This is a genomic window from Ruegeria sp. HKCCD9138, from assembly GCF_057220975.1.
In genome coordinates this window covers 124,558-142,678 of sequence record NZ_JBWVAZ010000002.1, presented here as the reverse complement: position 1 = coordinate 142,678, position 18,121 = coordinate 124,558, and the positions used below count along the sequence as shown (strand labels likewise).

Genomic DNA, 18,121 nt, shown 5'->3' with positions numbered 1-18,121 from the left:
AGAGGGTGCCATGGCCAATCCAACTGCCGCGATGCTTGTGATCGGGGATGAGATCCTGTCGGGAAGCACCCGCGACGCGAATATGCATTTCCTGGCACAGGAGCTGACCAAACACGGGATCGACCTGAAAGAAGCACGTGTTGTCAGCGATGATGCCCCGGCGATCGAAACTGCGGTGAAGGCTCTTTCCGAGGCGTATGATCATGTCTTCACCAGCGGCGGCATCGGTCCGACCCACGACGATATTACCGCGGATTGCATGGCGCGCGCCTTTGGTGCCTCAATTGACGTCCGCGCGGATGCGCGGGCCTTGCTTGAGGTGCATTACGAGAAGTCCGGGCTGGAACTGAACGCGGCCCGCCTGCGCATGGCCCGCATTCCGGACGGGGCGGTACTAATCGACAATCCCGTTTCGACGGCGCCGGGGTTCAGTATCGGCAATGTGCATGTGATGGCCGGTATTCCGGTGATCTTTCAGGCCATGGTGGCAAGCGTCTTGCCTCGTCTGACCGGTGGCAGGCCGCTGTTGTCCCAAACCCTGCGGGTCAACCGCGGAGAGGGTGACATCGCCGCCACCTTGGCGGCCTTGGCCGAGGAGTTCGGTGATCTTTCCATCGGGTGCTATCCGTTCCAGATGAATGGCGTGTTCGGCGCCAATGTGGTGGTTCGGGGAACCGAAGGCGCGCGTATCGACGCCGCCATGACACGCCTCGCAAAAGAGCTTGAACTGTGAACGTTGACTGGGCTGATATTGTCGACACCACATGGCCTGCCGCGCGGTTTGAACGGCTGGGTTCGCTGCAGTTGCGCCACGGACAGGGTGGCGGGTCCCGCGTGTCGGCAGCCAGCCGGCTGGGCGAGGTGAGCAGCGCCGATATTGACGCGGCCGAGGCTGCGATGCTGGCCATCGGCCAGAAACGTCTGTTCTGCCTGCGTCCCGGTGACGAGGATCTGGATGGCCAACTGGCGGATCGCGGATATGATATTTTCGATCCGGTGAACATTTACGCCTGTCCGGTCGACCACCTGACCAACCTGCCAATCCCCCGTGTCACCATATTTAATATCTGGCCACCTCTTGCGATCATGCGTGAGATCTGGGCGCAGGGCGGCATTGGTCCCGAACGGCTGGCGGTCATGGATCGGGTTCAGGCCTTAAAGACCGGCCTTTTGATGCGGCGCCAGGATCAGCCTGCGGGTGCGGGATTTGTTGCCATTCACGCCGGCATCGCCATGGTGCACGCGCTGGAGATTCTTCCGGAGCACCGCCGTCACGGGCTGGGCCAATGGGCCATGCGTGCCGCGGCCATTTGGGCGCTGGACAACGGAGCCCAGACCCTTAGCGTTATCTGTACCAAGGCGAATGCCGGGGCCAACGGCCTCTACCATTCGCTGGGGATGGAGATCGTCGGAGAATACCACTACCGGCAACGCGTCTGAGGAGACCGAATTGACGAAACAGGACCTGCCCACCGCGCTGAACCTGGCGGTTGTGGACCCGCTGCCGCCCGAGACACAGAAGTATTTTGATATCTGCGTCGAGAAACTGGGGATGATCCCCAATGTGCTGCAGGCCTACGCATTCGACATCGACAAGCTGAACGCGTTCACGGCGATGTATAACGACCTGATGCTGGCCGACAGCGGGCTGTCCAAGCTGGAACGTGAGATGATTGCGGTGGTCGTCTCGTCCATCAACAAGTGTTTCTATTGCCTCGTCGCCCATGGCGCGGCTGTGCGCCAGCTGTCCGGCGATCCCCAATTGGGCGAGATGCTGGTGATGAATTACCGCGTTGCCCCCCTGAACGACCGCCAGCGCGCGATGCTGGATTTTGCGGCGAAGATGACCAGAGCCAGTGCCGAAGTGGAAGAACCGGACCGGCAGCGCCTGCGCGATATCGGCTTTTCTGATCGCGACATCTGGGACATCGCGAATGTGGCCGGGTTCTTCAACATGACGAACCGCGTGGCCAGCGCCACCGGCATGATTCCGAACCCCGAATATCACGCGCAGGCCCGATGATCCGAATTCTGTCCCTGTGCGCGTTTCTGTCTGCCAGTCCTGTTTTTGCGCAGGAGCTGACATTGCCAGCAAGTGCGCGACAGATCAGCGAGCGAACCAGCGCGCTGGACAGCTATCAACTTCCCGTCGGCGCCTTCGCGGATGATGCCGTTCCTGCCCGCACCGTCGAGGGTCGGGTCGAGCGGATCACGTGGCGATTGCAGGCGGGATCCAGTACGACGCTGCAAATCCTGGCGCCCTTGCGGGATCAACTGCAGGCGCAGGGGTTCGAGATGGAATTCGAATGCGAAGCCCGCACCTGCGGCGGTTTCGATTTCCGATTTGGCACCGAGGTTGTGCCGACGCCCGACATGTATGTGGCGATCCACGACTACCGTTTCCTGTCAGCCACGCGCGGGCAAGAGGTTCTGAGCCTGCTAATCAGTCGCAACCCGCCGGACGGCTACGTCCAGATGATCCGGGTGACCCCGGTTGGTGCGCCGCCTGAACCGCCATTGGTGATCGAAGAAACGGTCGACGGGTCGGGTGGGCTGTTGTCCGATTTGCAGCGTGACGGGCATGTCATTCTGGACGATCTGCACTTCAATACGGGTGAGGTGGCGTTGGGCGAGGGGCCTTTTGGCTCACTGGCATTGCTGGCCGCCTATCTGGCCGATAATCCCGGAACGCGACTGGCGCTGGTGGGGCACACGGACGATACCGGTGCGCTGCAGGCCAATATCACGGTCAGCACCCGACGCGCCGAGGCCGTTCGCACTCGCCTGATCGACACGTATGGTGTGGCTGCCGACCGGGTCGAGGCACAAGGGGCCGGGTATCTGGCGCCGATCACTTCGAACGCCACCCCCGAAGGCCGGGATATCAACCGCCGGGTCGAGGCTGTGTTGCTGGTCAACTGACCCACCACAGGTATAGCGGCAACCCGACCGTGATATTGAACGGAAAGGACACACCCAGGGACAAGGTCAGGTATATCCCGGCTTCGGCCTTTGGCAGCGCGATCTTCATGGCGGCCGGCACGGCGATGTATGAGGCCGAGGCTGACAGCACCATGAACAGGAACAGACTGCCCTGGGACAAGCCGATCATCGAACCCATCACCCAGGCCATCATCGCGCCGATCAGCGGCATCAGCACGCCAAAGGCAAACAATCCGAGCGACAGTTTGTCCCGGTTCTTGATCAGGCTGCGCCCTGCGGACAGACCCATATCTAGAAGAAACAGACACAGAATGCCGGTGAAAGGCGTCACGATGAATGGCGCGATCATCTGCATCCCTTCGCCGCCGGTGATGGCACCGATCAGGAATGACCCCGTCAACAGCACGATTGACCCATTGGCCAGCAGATCGCGCCAGAGCTTGTCATCTTTGACACCGTTGTTGCCGGCTTTGTGCGCCAACCACAGGGCGGACAGGATCGCGGGCACCTCCATCGCCGCTGCGACGGCCACCATGAACCCGTCATGGGTCAGCCCTACCAGGTCCAGCAGACTGGTGGCGGTGACAAAGGTCACGATCGAGATCGAGCCGTAATGCCCGGCTACCGCTGCCGCGTTTAGCGGATCAAGACGTGTCATCACCCGCAGCAGACCAAAAGCCACGAACGGGATGGCAAATGACAGCACGACGCCCCCCAGCAGGGTCAGGAAAAGGTCCAGATGGATGCCATGCGCGGCCAGGCTGCTGCCGCCTTTGAAACCAATGGCCAGCAACAGGTACAGCGACATGAATTTCGCCGCTCCGGCGGGGATCGAAAGGTCGCTGCGCGCAAAGGATGCCAGCAGGCCAAGGGCAAAAAACAAAATGGTCGGCACCAGCAGGTTGCTGGACAGCGTTTCGATCACTCCGGGCATAAATGGGCTCCTGTTCCCTTTTTCTGGGCTAGGTGCCTTGCAAATTAGCTTTGGCCAAATACTATCTTTCTAATGGTTGATTAGTTTGAAGTTATATAAATGCGACCTACCCTGCGCCAGTTGGAATACATCGTCACAGTCAGCCGTTTGGGCCGGTTCAGTCTGGCGGCCGAAGTCCTGAACGTCAGCCAGCCCAGCCTGTCGGCCCAGATTGCCACGGTAGAACAAGAGCTTGGCATTCGAATTTTTGACCGAAATCGCGGCGGTGTGCAGGTGACGGCGCGTGGAGAGGACTTCATTTCGCGCGCTCAGAAAATCTTGGCCGACGTGAAAGACCTGCGCCATGCCATGACCAGCGACATGCCGGTCGGCGGGCGCCTCCGCCTGGGGGTCTTACCCTCGATCGGCCCGTATCTGCTGCCGCAAGTGATCAAAGAGGTACACCGATTGCGTCCCGGCCTTCGCATCGTTGTGCGCGAGGAAAACACCCGCGATCTGGAACAGGGTCTGAAATCCGGGCGCTTTGACTTGATCCTTTCGACACCTGAGGATCACCCGAATACCGTGCAACGACGGCTGTTCAATGAAACCCTTTGGGTTGCCGTAGCAGTCGATGACGTTCTGGCCAGGGACTTGCACGGGGTCACCACCGCCGATCTGCAAAACCGCCTTTTCCTGACGCTGGACCAAAGCCACCGGTTGTCGCGCATCGTCTACGCACTTGCCGCGGAATGCGGCGGTGTCGTCTCGGACGAATACGAAGGCACAACGCTGGATTCCATCGTTCTGATGGCTGCATCCGGGGTTGGCGTTGCAGTATTGCCCGATCTTTATGCGCGCAAGCAGGGGATCTACCGGGACGAAGTGCGCCTGCGCCCGTTGAATATCCCGAATGCCAACCGCGATATCGCACTGCTCGCCGGGCGCTCCGAAACCCCGTTGCCCGGACAGGCGGTTTTGACTCAGTCGCTCCGTTCGGTTGCCAGGGCGATGGGACTTTCGGTGATAGACGAATAAAAAAAGCCCGCGCAAAGTGGCGCGGGCCTGTAGTTGCCAAGGGAGGTTATTACCAGTCCATCGGACCCTTTTCCGCAAAGGATTCGACAAGAAAATCAATGAATGCCCGCACTTTGGGCTGCGTGAAGCGGCCGGGCGGGTATACAGCGTAAATGCCCTGAACTTCGTCCGGCAGCGATGGCATTGCATCAACCACCTGACCCGATTTCAATGCGTCTGCATACAGATAGCTGGGCAGATGTGCGATCCCCAGGCCCGAGATGGCCGCGTTCAGCAGCGATTGCCCGTCGTTGACACTCAACCAACCGGCAGTGCGCACCTGGCGCTTTTCGCCGGATGGCGCGGTCAGCCTCCAGACGCTGCCGGAAGATTGGCTTGAGTAATGCAACAGTTTGTGTTCGTTCAGATCGTCGATCTTCTGCGGGCGCCCGAATTGTTCGATATATTTCGGCGCCGCAACCATGCGTTTCACGGTTTCCGTCAGTTTGCGCGCGCGCAGAGTGCTGTCCTCCAGCTCACCAATGCGGACCGCGACATCAAACCCTTCGGAAATCAGTTCCACATAGCGGTTGTTCAGCACCATGTTCACGGTGATATCGGGGTAAGAGGCAAGAAATTGAGACAATACCGGAGAGAGGTGATTTACACCGAAATCCGTTGCAACACTGATCCGCAACAGACCGGACGGCGCGGATTGCATCGAAGTTACCAATGCGTCTGCTTCGCCTGCGTCGTTCAGAACGCGCCGGGCGCGGTCATAGTAAGCCAATCCAATTTCGGTTGGTGAAACCCGGCGCGTCGTCCGGTTCAGCAGCCGTGCACCCAATCGCGCCTCAAGGCTTGATACGTGCTTTGATACGGCCGATTTGGAGATGCCCATCTTTTTGGCCGCGTCGGTGAATCCCCCCTGGTCCACCACGTTGGAAAAGGCCTCCATTTCGGTTAGTCGATCCATTCTCGTTCCCCAGGTCTTCTGTTCATTGTTGCACTATCGCGCTCAATCTGGGCGAGAACGGGGCAGACATGGGATAATATCAGGGTTTTCATTTGGATCGTTTTCAACTGGGAAACGTGGAAACGATGGTCTCGAAGGGCGTCTATCAGCCTTGTGAGACGCGGTTTTCCGGATTTCTTTCCAACTATGCTATGCTGAGAATGGCAAATTTGTGACCTGGGAGGAGATCATGAAAGCCTTTTTTTCAGCCGTTCTATTCAGTCTGACCGCAACCTTTGTCTGGGCCGGGGGCGAGACACCGTCAAATCCTGATGCAAAAGTCTATTTCGTGAACTTGTCGGATGGAGATTTAGTGCAATCCCCCGTGACCGTCGTCTTTGGATTGAGCGGAATGGGCGTAGCGCCCGCCGGAACGGAGAAGGAAAACACCGGCCACCATCATCTTTTGGTTGACCGTCCGCCTTTGGGAGAAGGTGAAGACGGCGCTGACGAACTGGCCTATGGGTTGCCTTCGGATGACAATCACCTGCATTTCGGCGGTGGCCAGACCGAGGTGACGCTGGAGCTGGCTCCGGGCGAGCATACCTTGCAACTGGTTCTGGGTGATGCCGGGCATGTGCCGCATGCCACACCGATTGTGTCCGAGGTGATTACGATTACCGTGGAGTAACCACCCAACAGGAGATCGTTGCACAATTCACCAGATCCGATGGTGTTTACAATTGATGCTGAATAGGGAACCTTGCAGGCCATCGCTATTGAGGGGCTTGCATGTCGCTGGAGTTCTTTCTCACATCCCTGATTGTCGTGCTGCTGCCGGGCACCGGTGTGATTTATACATTGGCCATAGGGCTTGGCCGCGGGTTCAGGGCCAGTCTTGCGGCCGCCCTCGGGTGTACGATTGGGATCGTGCCTGCCGCCGTTGCCAGTATCATCGGACTGGCCGCGCTGTTGCATACCAGCGCGCTCGCCTTTCAGATCATCAAGTATCTCGGCGTGCTCTATCTGTTCTACATGGCCTGGGGCATCGTAAAGGACGGCGGCGCGATGGAGGTCAACGCCCGGAAGACGACCAAAGGGTATTTTAAAATCGCAATCACCGGGACGTTGATCAATGTCCTGAACCCAAAGCTGTCCCTGTTTTTCCTGGCCTTCCTGCCTCAGTTCATACCGGCCGACACATCGCACGCAGGGCTTGAGCTGGTAAAACTCGCCCTTGCCTTTATGGCCATGACCTTTGTTGTCTTCATTGGGTACGGCGCGTGCGCCGCGCTTGCGCGCGACTATGTCATAAGCCGCCCATCGGTGATGGCATGGATCAAACGGTGCTTTGCGACGGCTTTCGGTGCGATGGGCGCCAAATTGGCGCTGTCCGAATGAACCTCATCCAAACCTTGCGACGCGTCTTACAGTTCCGCGGCCAGTCGCGTGCCCTGGTTGATTGCCCGCTTGGCGTCCAGTTCGGCCGCAACGTCCGCACCGCCAATCACGTGCGGCGTGACACCGCGTTCGATCAAGTCATCCGCAAGGCTGCGTTCTGACACCTGACCAGAGCACAGCACAATCGAGTCCGCCGCGATTACCGTTGGATCCGCGCGTTCTTCGCCAAAGCTGATGTGTAGCCCGGCATCGTCGATACGTTCATAATTCACGCCGCCGACGAAATTGACGTTCTTCATTTTAAGCGTCGCGCGGTGAATCCAGCCCGTTGTCTTGCCCAGCCCCTTGCCGTGCGCCTGTTTTTTGCGTTGCAGGAGTGTGACCTGACGCGCGGGGCCTGCGGGTTGCGGGCCCTCGGGGGCCAGGCCAGACCGGTGTTCCTCTGGATCGGTCACACCCCATTCCTTCATCCAGAGCGGCAAGTCGGTTGTCGCGCTGTGCCCTTCTTCCAAGAGGTATTCAGACACATCGAACCCGATCCCCCCGGCCCCGATCACGGCAGCCGACTTGCCAATCTTGGCCTTGTCGCGCAGCACATCGACGTAGCTTAGGACATTGTCCCGATCCTGGCCCGGTATCTGCGGATCGCGCGGGGTGACGCCGGTGGCAATCACCACTTCGTCAAAGCCGGTCAGGTCATCGGCGCTGACGTCCCGGTTCAGCTCAAGCCTGACGCCGTGATCGGCAATCATCGTGCGGTACCAGTCGACCAGCCCCCAGAACTCTTCTTTGCCCGGAACCTGTTTGGCCATGTTCAACTGACCACCGATTTCACTGGCGCGGTCGAAAAGCGTCACGTCATGGCCGCGCTGGGCGGCCGTCATGGCCGTCGACAGGCCGGCGGGTCCCGCACCGACGATGGCGATTTTCTTGGCGGCTTCCGCCTTGGTGATCACCAACTCGGTCTCGTGGCAGGCGCGCGGGTTCACCAGGCATGAGGTCAGCTTGCCGCTGAAGGTGTGGTCCAGACAGGCCTGATTGCAGGCGATGCAGGGTGCGATCTTGGCGGCCTCACCCGCTATCGCCTTGTTCACGAAATCAGCATCCGCCAGCATTGGGCGCGCCAGCGACACCATGTCGGCGCAGCCGGTCGACAGAACCTCTTCTGCGACTTCGGGCGTGTTGATGCGGTTCGAAGTGATCACCGGGATCGAGACCTTGCCCATCAGCTTTTTCGTCACCCAGGCAAAGGCCGCGCGGGGAACACTGGTGGCAATGGTCGGAATCCGAGCTTCATGCCAGCCGATGCCGGTGTTGATGATCGTGGCGCCTGCTTCCTCGATCCGCTGCGCCAGCTCAACAACCTCTTCATGGGTCGAGCCGTTTGGCACAAGGTCGATCATCGACAGGCGGTAGATGATGATGAAATCGGTGCCCACTGCTTCACGCGTGCGGCGCACCACTTCAATTGGAAGACGCATCCGGTTCTCGTAAGATCCGCCCCAGCGGTCGGTGCGCTTGTTGGTGTGGGTCACGAGGAACTGGTTCAGGAAATATCCCTCAGATCCCATGATCTCGACCCCGTCATAACCCGCTTGCTGGGCAAGAACCGCAGCGTTGACGATGTCGCGGATCTGCTTTTCGATGCCCTCTTCGTCCAGCTCATTCGGCGGGAACGGAGAAATGGGGGATTTCACCGGGCTGGGAGCCACGCACTTCGGACCATAGGCATAGCGCCCTGCGTGCAGGATCTGCATGGCAATCTTACCGCCTGCCTGATGCACACGGTCCGTCACGATGGAATGGTTCGCCACGTCTTTTTCGGTCGCCATCATCGCAGCACCTGGCAAAACCGAGCCTTCGAGGTTCGGTCCGATGCCGCCCGTCACCATAAGCGCCACGCCGCCCCGCGCTCGGTCGGCATAGAATTCTGCAACCCGGTTCCAGTCGCCGGTTTCCTCAAGCCCTGTGTGCATCGAACCCATCAGCACACGGTTCTTCAGAGTGGTGAAGCCCAGATCCAGCGGGGCCAGCATGTTAGGATACGCAGTCATGGCGGAACTCTCCCTCGCGAATTTCGGTGTTAGATTGACGTTCGCGTCAACTTTGTCACGCGAAACCTAACGTCATCCCCTTTGCTGCCGTTACGGCCCTTGATACAGACGGTTCATAGCACTTGCATGAGGCCGAACATGACCCCCGAAGAGATCGCCAATCTGCCTTATCGCCCCTGCGTCGGGCTGATGTTGATGAATGTCGAGGGAAAGATATTCGTCGGTATGCGCAATGACGGCCCCAAGGACGCGTGGCAAATGCCCCAAGGCGGCGTCGACAAAGGCGAAGACCCGCGTGATGCGGCATTGCGCGAATTGTGGGAAGAAACCGGTGTGACCTCGGATCTGGTCGAGATCGTCGCCGAAACAGATGGCTGGCTGCCCTATGATCTGCCCCACGACATTGTTCCGAAGATCTGGAAAGGCCGTTATCGGGGGCAGGAACAGAAATGGTACCTGATGCGCTTTGTCGGTCAGGACGATCAGATCAATATTCAGACCGACCACCCAGAGTTCACGCAGTGGAAATGGCAGGACCCGGCCCGGTTGGTTGAGGAAATCGTCCCGTTCAAGCGAGAGGTTTATGAGCAGGTGGTCGCGGCATTTTCCGCGCACCTGACTGCTTAGGTCAGCGGCGAGTTATAACGGTCTATCCTGTCAGGCCAATCGCACGAGTGATCTCGATGCCGGTGTTGATCGCATGATAGGTGGGATACGCGGCGCGGCCTGACATGTCGATGTCGCGCTGCAGCCAGTCTTTCGCCTCGAGCTGATGCAATGACTTCGACAACGCCCGATCCGTGATCGTCCCCAGATCCGACTTGATGGTCGAAAAGCGCCGGGGCGCGTCTGTCAGCGCCAGTATCGGAACCGTCCAGTTTCGCCGCAACAGCGAAAACTCGGTATCATTTGGAACCAACTGGATAATCCTGCTGGCAATCTCCGCGGCCTCTTGGCCGGCCTGAGTTAACCTGAACTCCGGGCGCAGCGGATGCCCATGACCCGGGTTCCGCTCAAGAAGCCCGAGCTCCACAAGATGTTCCAGGCTTGATGCAAAGGCAGTTCGGCTTGCGCCGGTTGCGGCAAGCAACGGGGCCTGTCGTCCCGGCACGTGCGCATGCAGTGCTGCTAGAATACTCAGAGACCAGGCACGGGATGTGAGCTTGACAAGTGTCTTTATGTCCATAAAGTATAGTTACTATATTTTTAATCTCAAGGAAAGCGCCATGCCACTTGTTTCGTTGGAGAACACCATTACGCTTGCAATCTCGGTGCGCGATCGGCACGCCAGCGCCGATTGGTACACCGAAAAGCTCGGGTTCGAACTTATCCACCACATTGATGAGGCCGGTTGGAGCGAGATGCACACCATGACTACGGGTGTGACCCTTGGGCTTGGCGAACAAACAGAACCCGCGCCCGGAAATACCGTTCCGGTATTCGGCGTGGCAGATATTGAAACCGCGCGCGGAGCCCTGGAGTCAGCCGGTGTCCGGTTTGATGGGGCAACCGAAACCATCGAAGGGATGGTCAGCACGGCCACCTTTTACGATCCGGATGGCAACGCGATGATGTTGGCTCAGGACCTGACAGGGGCAGGCTGACCCGCCCCGCAATTTTAATAGGTCGGCAGTCAAATCAATCCTTCGGCCCGCATCAACTCCAGCATATTCGCTTCGGGTCTCGGGCCGATATGGCTGATCACTTCGCGGGCGCAAACATTACCCATACGGGCACAGGTCTCGTAATCGCGGCCTGTTGCCATGCCGAACAGGAAACCGGCGGCAAATTGGTCGCCGGCTCCCGTGGCGTCCACGGGCACGACTTTCTCAACGGGTACGTCGATGCGGGTGCCTTCGTTCAGCACGGTCACACCGTCGCCCGAACGGGTGCAAACGACCAGTGGGCAGATCTCCGCGGTTTTGGCCAACGCCTCTTCCAGATCTTCGGTTTCAAACAGGGATTTGATCTCGGCCTCATTGCCGATCACGAAATCCAGCTCGTTTTCGATCAACAGCAGGAAATCGACCCGGTGCCGTTCCACGCAGAACGGATCGGATATGGCGATGCCGGTCTTGCCGCCGCCCTTGTGACAGTCACGCGCGGCCTCCAGGAACGCGGCCTTGCCCTTTTCCTTGTCGAACAGGTAGCCCTCAAGGAACATGATCTGGCTGTTGCCCGCCACGTCGCTGGAAACGTCCTCGGAGGACAATTCCGAGGAGATTCCCAGATAAGTATTCATCGATCGCTCACCATCGGGCGAGACAAAGATCATCGAACGGGACGTCGGTAACTCCCCCCCGGGAACCGGAGGATTGACGAAATCCACGCCGTCTTCGTTCATGGCGTCCGCATAGAAGCGCCCCAGCGCGTCGTCATGCACACGACCGATAAAGGCCGCGTCCAGGCCCAGAGCGCCTGCACCCGCGATCGTATTGGCCACCGATCCACCCGGCGTCTGCACACGCGACTCCATCGCGGCATAAAGAACCTCGCCGCGTTCGCGTTCGATCAACTGCATGATGCCTTTTTCGATGCCCATCAGTTCGAGGAAATTGTCATCGGCCTGGGAAATTACGTCCACAACGGCATTTCCAATGCCGACAAGCTGGTAGGTTTTCATAAGTTCTTGTCCTCGAATTGGCAGAGATCGCGGATGATACAGGTTCCGCATAAAGGTTTGCGCGCCTTGCAGTGGTACCGGCCGTGCAGGATCAGCCAGTGATGTGCGTGCAACTGGAAATCGGCCGGGATGTTGTCCTCGATGGCGCGCTCGACCGCATCCACATCCTTGCCGGGGCAGATACCGGTGCGATTGCCGACACGAAAGATATGCGTGTCCACTGCCTGCGCCGGTACGCGCCACCACATGTTCAGAACCACATTGGCCGTCTTGCGCCCGACACCGGGCAGCGATTGCAGCGCAGCGCGGGAGTTGGGAACCTCGCCACCGTATTCTTCAACCAGAATGCGGCTGAGCTTGATCACGTTCTTCGCTTTCTGCCGGTACAGGCCGATGGTCTTGATGTGCTCGATCAGGCCTTCTTCACCCAGATCCAGCATCTTTTGCGGTGTATCGGCGATCTTGAACAGCTCACGTGTGGCCTTGTTGACCCCTGCGTCGGTGGCCTGCGCCGACAAGGCAACAGCGACCACCAGAGTATAGACATTCACATGCTCCAGCTCGCCCTTGGGCTCCGGGTCAGCCTGCTGAAAGCGCGTAAAGATCTCGCGGATCGTATGATAGTCGAGTTGTTTTGCCATCCCGCCCGGTATGCCCTGCCAGACAGTTGCCCGCAATTGAAAAGGCGCCGGAATGGCAACACAATCGCCGTGTGTTGACCAAGTCTACACCGACGGCCCCCGGATCTCTGCCCCGGCTGCTGCAAGGTTCGTTTTGACCTTTGACCATTGCGTTGGATTTGCAGCCAGTACCGCCGTGGTGTCGATGTGGACCCGGTACCCCCGGTTCAACGCCCCTTGTGCGGTCTTGTTGACGCAATGACAGCCGTCAAGTCCGGTCAGGATTACGGTTCCGATCCTGTTGTCTTCGAGAAACTGTTCGAATTCCGGGGAAGAAAACGCATCGCCGACGGATTTGATGAACTCGGCGTCTGGGATCAGATCCAGTCGCGGGTCGATTACAGTTCCGGCTGATCCTTCATTGCCGCGACCCTGATTGAACCAACCGTTCAGCAGGTTCGCCAGTTTGCCTTTGAATTCATGCCGGATGGCAATCACAGGTATTTGGGAATGGCGGGCTTGCTCTGTCGATCTTGCAACACTTAAAAAGGCGCTTTCCAGGTCGGCCGTTTTCCATCCGGGCATCGATGTAAAATCAGTCTGCATATCAATCACCACCAGCGCGGTTCCCGGACGAGAAGAGAGATCGATAACTGGACCACTCGTCGGTGTGCCAATCTTGCGAATTCCATTGAGGACGTACAGAACCGCAATCACGAGACCGGCGGGAATGATCCAGAAAACAGACATCTCAGGCCTCCTTGGCTATGTCAGCAAAGAACTGTGCAAGCGCGAGCTGAACCTTGTGATAAGTGGCCAGCTCATCCGGCGAAAAATCGTCCGAGAATCTGGACAGCTTCGACATCTCGTCGCTCCTGATGGCTGTGATGACGTCACTGCCTTTGGCTGTCAGCCGATAACAGAAGGAGCGGGCGCGTTTGGGGTTGGTCCGGCTTTCGACCAAATCGGCCTCCAACACTTCCTGAAGGATGCGAGAGACATATTGACGCTTTAACTGCAGCTTCTTGCACAACAGCGGGGCCGTTGCGCCGGGGAACAGTGACAAGCCCTCTAGTATTGCGCGCTGCCCAACTGTCACTCCTTTTCGGCTGCTGCCACGCTCGACTGCCGCTGTGATGTTTCGCAGCAGCGGGCGCGTGGCCTGAACCGCCTGATAAAGCTGGTCTAACGAATGTTCCATGCCTTCAATTTAGAGTAACCTGCAGCGATTCGTCAACTGAGTTGACAAGTGTTTGCGCAGGTTTCGGGTCGCCGCATCGGGCCGGTCGGGGTATTGTTCCTGCAAGCGAAGAGGTGAGTTATGAACGTTCAGAACCCCGAGACCGGTTATCATTTCAACGTCATGCGACGAGCTATCGACCTGATTGATCAGGGCGGAGAATCGCTCAGTCTCGAAGAACTGGCGGGGCAGATGGATATGAGCCCTGCACATTTTCAGCGCCTGTTCTCGCGCTGGACCGGGGTGTCACCGAAACGGTATCAGCAATATCTGACGCTTGGCCACGCCAAGGCTTTGCTGCGCGAACGATTCACGACGCTGGAGACTGCCCACAATGTAGGATTGTCCGGCAGCGGGCGGCTGCACGACCTGTTTCTGAAATGGGAATCCATGAGCCCGGGCGAATATGCCCGCAAGGGTGAGGGCCTGACGATCTACTGGGGTTGGTTCGAGAGCCCCTTTGGCCCCGCACTGGTCATGGGCACAGACAAGGGTATCTGTGGGATCGCGTTTGGCTCGGAAACCGGCGAGGCCCCGGCGATGGAAGATATGACCTCTCGCTGGCCCAAGGCGGAATTCGTGGAAAACGCCGAACATCTGCGCCCATGGGTTCAGAGCGCTTTTGGCCTGACCCGGTCTGAAACACCGCTGTACCTGATCGGATCGCCACTGCAGATCAAGGTGTGGGAAGCGCTGATGCATATTCCGACGGGTCAGGTCACAACTTATTCTGAAATCGCAGAGCGGGTGGGGGCACCGCAGGCCGTTCGCGCGGTGGGCACGGCGGTCGGGCGCAACCCGGTCAGTTGGCTGATTCCGTGCCATCGCGCGCTGCGTAAATCGGGAGGCTTGGGCGGGTACCACTGGGGGCTGCCGGTCAAACGCGCCATGCTAGCCTTCGAGGCCGCGCAGGCGGATGCCTGACTGACCAGAAAAAGACGTACAGATCACAGGCAAAGTGCTAGACCTGTTTCGAGGTAGCAAGAAAACAGGTTGATGGTCCAGAAATTCGCCCTGTGGTCGATTCCGATTTCAATCGCGGTATTGGCATTGAAACTTTTGGCTTGGTGGCTGACGGGCTCGGTTGCCTTGCTGTCCGACGCTATGGAATCGGTGGTCAACGTAGCGGCAGCCTTACTGGCGTTCTTTGCCGTGTCGATTGCCGGGAAACCGCCCGATGACAACCACCCGTTCGGGCATAAGAAAGCGGAATACCTGTCAGCCGTTGTCGAAGGAACGCTGATTGTTCTGGCCGCACTGCTGATCATCCGAGAAGCCGTTCTTGCGCTGCCTTCCCGACATTTGGAACAGGCACCGATGCTCGGCGTGGCAATCAACGTTCTGGCGACCTGCGTGAATGGTGTGTGGGCGTTTCTTCTGTTGCGGATCGGGCGGCGGCAGTCATCCCCGGCCCTTGAGGCCAGCGCAAGGCATATTTTCACTGACATCACCACATCAATTGGCGTGGTCGCCGGTGTTGTGCTTGCCGTGGTGACCGGTTGGCTGATACTTGACCCGATCATCGCCATTCTCGTTGCCTTGAACATTCTGTGGGAGGGGTGGAAAGTAATCCGAAACTCGGTCGATGGCCTGATGGACGTGTCCTTGTCCGAATCCGAGCTGGCCGCAATTCGCGGCATGATCGAAGCTAATCTCGGTCCGGCGTTGGAATACCACGATCTGCGCGGACGCAGATCCGCCAGCATGATCTTCGTCGAATTCCATCTTGTTGTGGATGGCAACATGACGGTCTCAGCCGCTCATGATATCTGCGACGATATCGAGGCAGCCCTGACCGAAAAACACCCCGGCTCGGTTTTCGTGATCCATCTGGAGCCGGATTCCGAGGTCAAGGGACCGGCGCGGTAGAAATCGCAAACGAGGCGCCGAATGACGCCTCGTTGCTGTGTTGTGTATGATGATTACTCGACCGCCCAGCCGCCGACGGCTTTGACTTCGAGGAAGTCTTCCAGCCCCCAAACGCCGCCTTCGCGCCCGTTGCCGGATTGTTTCATTCCGCCGAACGGCGATCCGGCGCCGCGGGACTGGCCGTTCATTTCCACCATGCCGGACCGGAGCGCACGGGCCATGCGGTTGGCGCGGTCGCCGTTCTGTGTCTGGACATAGTTGGTCAGGCCATAGGGCGTGTCATTGGCGATCTCGATGGCCTCTTCCTCGGTGTCGAAGGGGATCATGGTCAGGACCGGGCCAAAGATTTCCTCGCGCGCGATGGTCATCTGATTGTTTGCGTCCGCAAAGACGGTCGGGCGGACGTAGTATCCCTTGTTCAGCCCCTCGGGCCGTCCGGTGCCGCCTGCAACCAGGCGGGCGCCCTCATCTATGCCTTTTTGAATCAGATCCTGAATCTTGGTCCACTGAACTTCGTTGACAACAGGGCCAATGTGCCGGCCTTCGTCCAGTGCGTTGCCAACGGTGACCTTTTCCGCGACTTCCGCGGCCGTTTCAACCGCCTGATCATAGATCGGCCGCTGAACCAGCATTCGGCTGGGGGCGTTACAGCTCTGACCTGTGTTATTCATCATGTGCAGAACGCCGCGTTTGACGGCCTTCTCGTCGGCGTCCGCGAAGACCACGTTCGCGCCCTTGCCGCCGAGTTCGAGATGCACTTTCTTCAGAGTGTCCGCGGCGTTCTTGGAGATTGCAGTGCCTGCGCGGGTCGAGCCTGTAAAGCTGACCATATCCACATCCGGGTGACCGGATAGTTGCGAGCCCACACCAATGCCGTCACCATTCACCAGGTTGAATACACCGGGCGGGAAGCCTGCTGCATCCATCATCTCGGCAAAGATCATCGCGTTCAGCGGGCTTTGTTCCGAAGGTTTCAGAACCATTGTACAGCCTGCAATCGCCGCGGCACCCACCTTGAGCGTGATCTGGTTCATTGGCCAGTTCCAGGGGGTGATCAGGGCGGCGACACCAACGGCCTCGTAAATGATCCGGTCATTTGGCGCGTGATCCCCCAGGGGGCGTTCGAACCGGAACGCTTTTGCCGCACGGATGAAGTTCTTCAGGTGCCAGATTCCAGCCCCGACCTGTTGACTGCGCGACATATCGATCGGTGCGCCCATCTCCAGCGACATGGCTTGTGCCAGATCCTCGCCGCGGGTCTTGTAGATGTCGATCAGCTTTTCGACCAGCGCGATGCGCTCTTCAACCGGTGTCGCCATCCAGCCGGGAAGGGCAGCCTTGGCTGCGGCCACGGCGGCGTTTGCATCGGCCTCGGACCCAAGTGAGATCACGGCGCAGGGGTCTTCGGTCGATGGGTTGATGACAGTGAAATCGCTTGTCGTTGACGGGGCGACCCATTCGCCGTTGATATAGAAGTTGCGTTTTTCGATCATGGCTTCCTCCGGATCAGAGTTTATTCGACCGGTTGGTCGGTTTTATGGGCACTCTGTCACCTCACGGCCACTGGGGCAAGCCAATTCATAATTTGATCAAATTATGGTGGCAACCAAAATTTCAGCTGCCTTCACTTGGATGGTTTAACCTGAGTGCAAAGTGATTAGGTTTATGGCAACCGACTCGGTTCACACACAGGAGAGGAGATGCCCCATGGGTTTGCGCATCAATGACACCGTCCCGAATTTCACCGCCGAAACAGATCAGGGAACCGTACAGTTTCACGACTGGATTGGTGACAGCTGGGCCATCCTGTTCTCGCACCCCAAGGATTTCACCCCGGTTTGCACCACCGAGTTCTCGGTTGTCGCTCAGCTGAACGATGAGTGGGCCAAACGCAACACCAAGGTGATCGGGGTTTCGGTCGACAGTGCCGAAGATCACCGCAAGTGGAAGAAAGACATCGAGGCCTATGGAAAGGCCAACCCGGGCTTCCCGATCATCGCGGATGACGGCCTGGCCGTGTCCAAGGCATTCGACATGTTGCCGGCCGAGGCATACCTGCCCGATGGCCGCACGCCGGCGGACAGCGCCACGGTGCGGTCGGTCTTTATCATCGGACCGGACAAGCAGCTGAAACTGTCGATGACCTATCCGATGACCGTCGGCCGCAACTTTGCAGAAATCCTGCGCGCGCTGGACGGGCTGCAAATGAGTGCCAAGGGCGTGGCGACCCCGGCCAACTGGGTACCCGGAGAAGATGTGATCATCCCGCCGGCCGTATCCAACGATGAGGCGAAGGAGAAATTCGGGGAGTTCGAAACGATCTTTCCCTATCTGCGCAAGACAAAGGCGCCGACTTAATAAGATCGCCGTGTCAGGGGGGCTGTCTGCCCCCCATCGTGCCTTACGGCACGATTCCCCCCGAGGATATTTCCAGCCAGATGAAGCAGGCGGATTTTCGCGCCGGCTTTGAGCATGTCCCCGCGAGC

21 protein-coding genes are annotated in these 18,121 nt (G+C 58.7%); 12 read left to right on the top strand and 9 right to left on the bottom strand.

Annotated features, from left to right (window positions below; translation table 11 throughout):
- Nucleotides 1-10: 10 nt before the first annotated feature.
- The 4 genes from AC2TEL_RS03970 to AC2TEL_RS03955 are packed head-to-tail and all read left to right on the top strand — an operon-like array spanning nucleotide 11 to nucleotide 2,922.
- Nucleotides 11-733, top strand: a complete 723-nt coding sequence (locus tag AC2TEL_RS03970; protein WP_480838224.1) for a competence/damage-inducible protein A — start codon at nucleotides 11-13, stop codon at nucleotides 731-733.
- Nucleotides 730-1,440 (top strand): GNAT family N-acetyltransferase, encoded by a 711-nt coding sequence (locus AC2TEL_RS03965; RefSeq protein WP_480902030.1) that lies wholly within the window; start codon nucleotides 730-732, stop codon nucleotides 1,438-1,440. Before AC2TEL_RS03970 ends, AC2TEL_RS03965 begins: the two co-directional genes overlap by 4 nt.
- Nucleotides 1,441-1,450: 10 nt before the next feature.
- Nucleotides 1,451-2,023 (top strand): peroxidase-related enzyme, encoded by a 573-nt coding sequence (locus AC2TEL_RS03960; protein ID WP_480838219.1) that lies wholly within the window; start codon nucleotides 1,451-1,453, stop codon nucleotides 2,021-2,023.
- Complete coding sequence (locus AC2TEL_RS03955) at nucleotides 2,020-2,922, top strand: OmpA family protein (protein WP_480838217.1); 903 nt, start codon at nucleotides 2,020-2,022, stop codon at nucleotides 2,920-2,922. The genes AC2TEL_RS03960 and AC2TEL_RS03955 overlap by 4 nt, the downstream gene beginning before the upstream one ends.
- Here the strand turns inward: AC2TEL_RS03955 and AC2TEL_RS03950 are convergent.
- Nucleotides 2,915-3,877: a sodium-dependent bicarbonate transport family permease gene (locus tag AC2TEL_RS03950; RefSeq protein WP_480838215.1), complete on the bottom strand. Its 963-nt coding sequence runs from the start codon at nucleotides 3,875-3,877 to the stop codon at nucleotides 2,915-2,917. The genes AC2TEL_RS03955 and AC2TEL_RS03950 overlap by 8 nt on opposite strands.
- A gap of 99 nt (nucleotides 3,878-3,976) precedes the next feature.
- Here AC2TEL_RS03950 and AC2TEL_RS03945 point away from each other — a divergent pair, with 99 nt between their 5' ends.
- Nucleotides 3,977-4,894, top strand: a complete 918-nt coding sequence (locus tag AC2TEL_RS03945; protein ID WP_480838213.1) for a hydrogen peroxide-inducible genes activator — start codon at nucleotides 3,977-3,979, stop codon at nucleotides 4,892-4,894.
- 49 nt (nucleotides 4,895-4,943) lie between these two features.
- On the opposite strand, the gene AC2TEL_RS03940 is transcribed toward AC2TEL_RS03945, so the two are convergent.
- A complete protein-coding gene (locus tag AC2TEL_RS03940; protein WP_480838211.1) occupies nucleotides 4,944-5,849 on the bottom strand; it encodes a LysR family transcriptional regulator in 906 nt (301 codons plus the stop codon).
- A gap of 229 nt (nucleotides 5,850-6,078) precedes the next feature.
- On the opposite strand from AC2TEL_RS03940, the gene AC2TEL_RS03935 reads away from it, so the two are divergent.
- Both AC2TEL_RS03935 and AC2TEL_RS03930 read left to right on the top strand, forming a co-directional pair.
- On the top strand, nucleotides 6,079-6,519 hold the full coding sequence (locus AC2TEL_RS03935; RefSeq protein ID WP_480902028.1) for a DUF4399 domain-containing protein: 441 nt from the start codon (nucleotides 6,079-6,081) through the stop codon (nucleotides 6,517-6,519).
- Nucleotides 6,520-6,620: 101 nt separating this feature from the next.
- Complete coding sequence (locus AC2TEL_RS03930; protein ID WP_480902027.1) at nucleotides 6,621-7,229, top strand: LysE family translocator; 609 nt, start codon at nucleotides 6,621-6,623, stop codon at nucleotides 7,227-7,229.
- Nucleotides 7,230-7,255: 26 nt separating this feature from the next.
- On the opposite strand, the gene AC2TEL_RS03925 is transcribed toward AC2TEL_RS03930, so the two are convergent.
- Nucleotides 7,256-9,283, bottom strand: coding sequence for an FAD-dependent oxidoreductase (locus AC2TEL_RS03925; protein WP_480902025.1), 2,028 nt, complete (start codon nucleotides 9,281-9,283; stop codon nucleotides 7,256-7,258).
- 138 nt (nucleotides 9,284-9,421) lie between these two features.
- On the opposite strand from AC2TEL_RS03925, the gene AC2TEL_RS03920 reads away from it, so the two are divergent.
- The gene (locus AC2TEL_RS03920) at nucleotides 9,422-9,910 is read left to right on the top strand and encodes an RNA pyrophosphohydrolase (RefSeq protein WP_480838203.1); all 489 of its coding nucleotides are present in this window, start codon (nucleotides 9,422-9,424) and stop codon (nucleotides 9,908-9,910) included.
- A 22-nt stretch (nucleotides 9,911-9,932) separates the two neighbouring features.
- Here AC2TEL_RS03920 and AC2TEL_RS03915 read toward each other — a convergent pair whose 3' ends face one another.
- On the bottom strand, nucleotides 9,933-10,469 hold the full coding sequence (locus AC2TEL_RS03915) for a winged helix-turn-helix transcriptional regulator (RefSeq protein ID WP_480861949.1): 537 nt from the start codon (nucleotides 10,467-10,469) through the stop codon (nucleotides 9,933-9,935).
- 40 nt (nucleotides 10,470-10,509) lie between these two features.
- Here AC2TEL_RS03915 and AC2TEL_RS03910 point away from each other — a divergent pair, with 40 nt between their 5' ends.
- Nucleotides 10,510-10,887 (top strand): VOC family protein, encoded by a 378-nt coding sequence (locus tag AC2TEL_RS03910; protein WP_480838199.1) that lies wholly within the window; start codon nucleotides 10,510-10,512, stop codon nucleotides 10,885-10,887.
- 29 nt (nucleotides 10,888-10,916) lie between these two features.
- Here the strand turns inward: AC2TEL_RS03910 and AC2TEL_RS03905 are convergent, their stop codons facing one another.
- The 4 genes from AC2TEL_RS03905 to AC2TEL_RS03890 form a co-directional block, all read right to left on the bottom strand.
- Nucleotides 10,917-11,906, bottom strand: coding sequence for an adenosine kinase (locus tag AC2TEL_RS03905; RefSeq protein ID WP_480861948.1), 990 nt, complete (start codon nucleotides 11,904-11,906; stop codon nucleotides 10,917-10,919).
- Nucleotides 11,903-12,547, bottom strand: coding sequence for an endonuclease III (gene nth / locus AC2TEL_RS03900; RefSeq protein WP_480838195.1), 645 nt, complete (start codon nucleotides 12,545-12,547; stop codon nucleotides 11,903-11,905). Before nth ends, AC2TEL_RS03905 begins: the two co-directional genes overlap by 4 nt.
- Nucleotides 12,548-12,631: 84 nt before the next feature.
- A complete protein-coding gene (locus AC2TEL_RS03895; protein ID WP_480902022.1) occupies nucleotides 12,632-13,276 on the bottom strand; it encodes a cysteine hydrolase family protein in 645 nt (214 codons plus the stop codon).
- Between the two features lies 1 nt (nucleotide 13,277).
- Nucleotides 13,278-13,727, bottom strand: coding sequence for a MarR family winged helix-turn-helix transcriptional regulator (locus AC2TEL_RS03890; protein ID WP_480838191.1), 450 nt, complete (start codon nucleotides 13,725-13,727; stop codon nucleotides 13,278-13,280).
- A 120-nt stretch (nucleotides 13,728-13,847) separates the two neighbouring features.
- On the opposite strand from AC2TEL_RS03890, the gene AC2TEL_RS03885 reads away from it, so the two are divergent.
- Nucleotides 13,848-14,690 carry a methylated-DNA--[protein]-cysteine S-methyltransferase gene (locus AC2TEL_RS03885; RefSeq protein ID WP_480861945.1) on the top strand — a complete coding sequence of 281 codons (843 nt, stop codon included), beginning with the start codon at nucleotides 13,848-13,850 and terminating at the stop codon, nucleotides 14,688-14,690.
- Nucleotides 14,691-14,762: 72 nt separating this feature from the next.
- Nucleotides 14,763-15,635, top strand: a complete 873-nt coding sequence (locus AC2TEL_RS03880; RefSeq protein WP_480861944.1) for a cation diffusion facilitator family transporter — start codon at nucleotides 14,763-14,765, stop codon at nucleotides 15,633-15,635.
- A 53-nt stretch (nucleotides 15,636-15,688) separates the two neighbouring features.
- Here AC2TEL_RS03880 and AC2TEL_RS03875 read toward each other — a convergent pair whose 3' ends face one another.
- Nucleotides 15,689-17,128, bottom strand: coding sequence for an aldehyde dehydrogenase family protein (locus AC2TEL_RS03875; RefSeq protein ID WP_480902020.1), 1,440 nt, complete (start codon nucleotides 17,126-17,128; stop codon nucleotides 15,689-15,691).
- A 214-nt stretch (nucleotides 17,129-17,342) separates the two neighbouring features.
- On the opposite strand from AC2TEL_RS03875, the gene AC2TEL_RS03870 reads away from it, so the two are divergent.
- On the top strand, nucleotides 17,343-17,993 hold the full coding sequence (locus AC2TEL_RS03870) for a peroxiredoxin (protein WP_480838183.1): 651 nt from the start codon (nucleotides 17,343-17,345) through the stop codon (nucleotides 17,991-17,993).
- The last annotated feature ends 128 nt before the right edge of the window (nucleotides 17,994-18,121 follow it).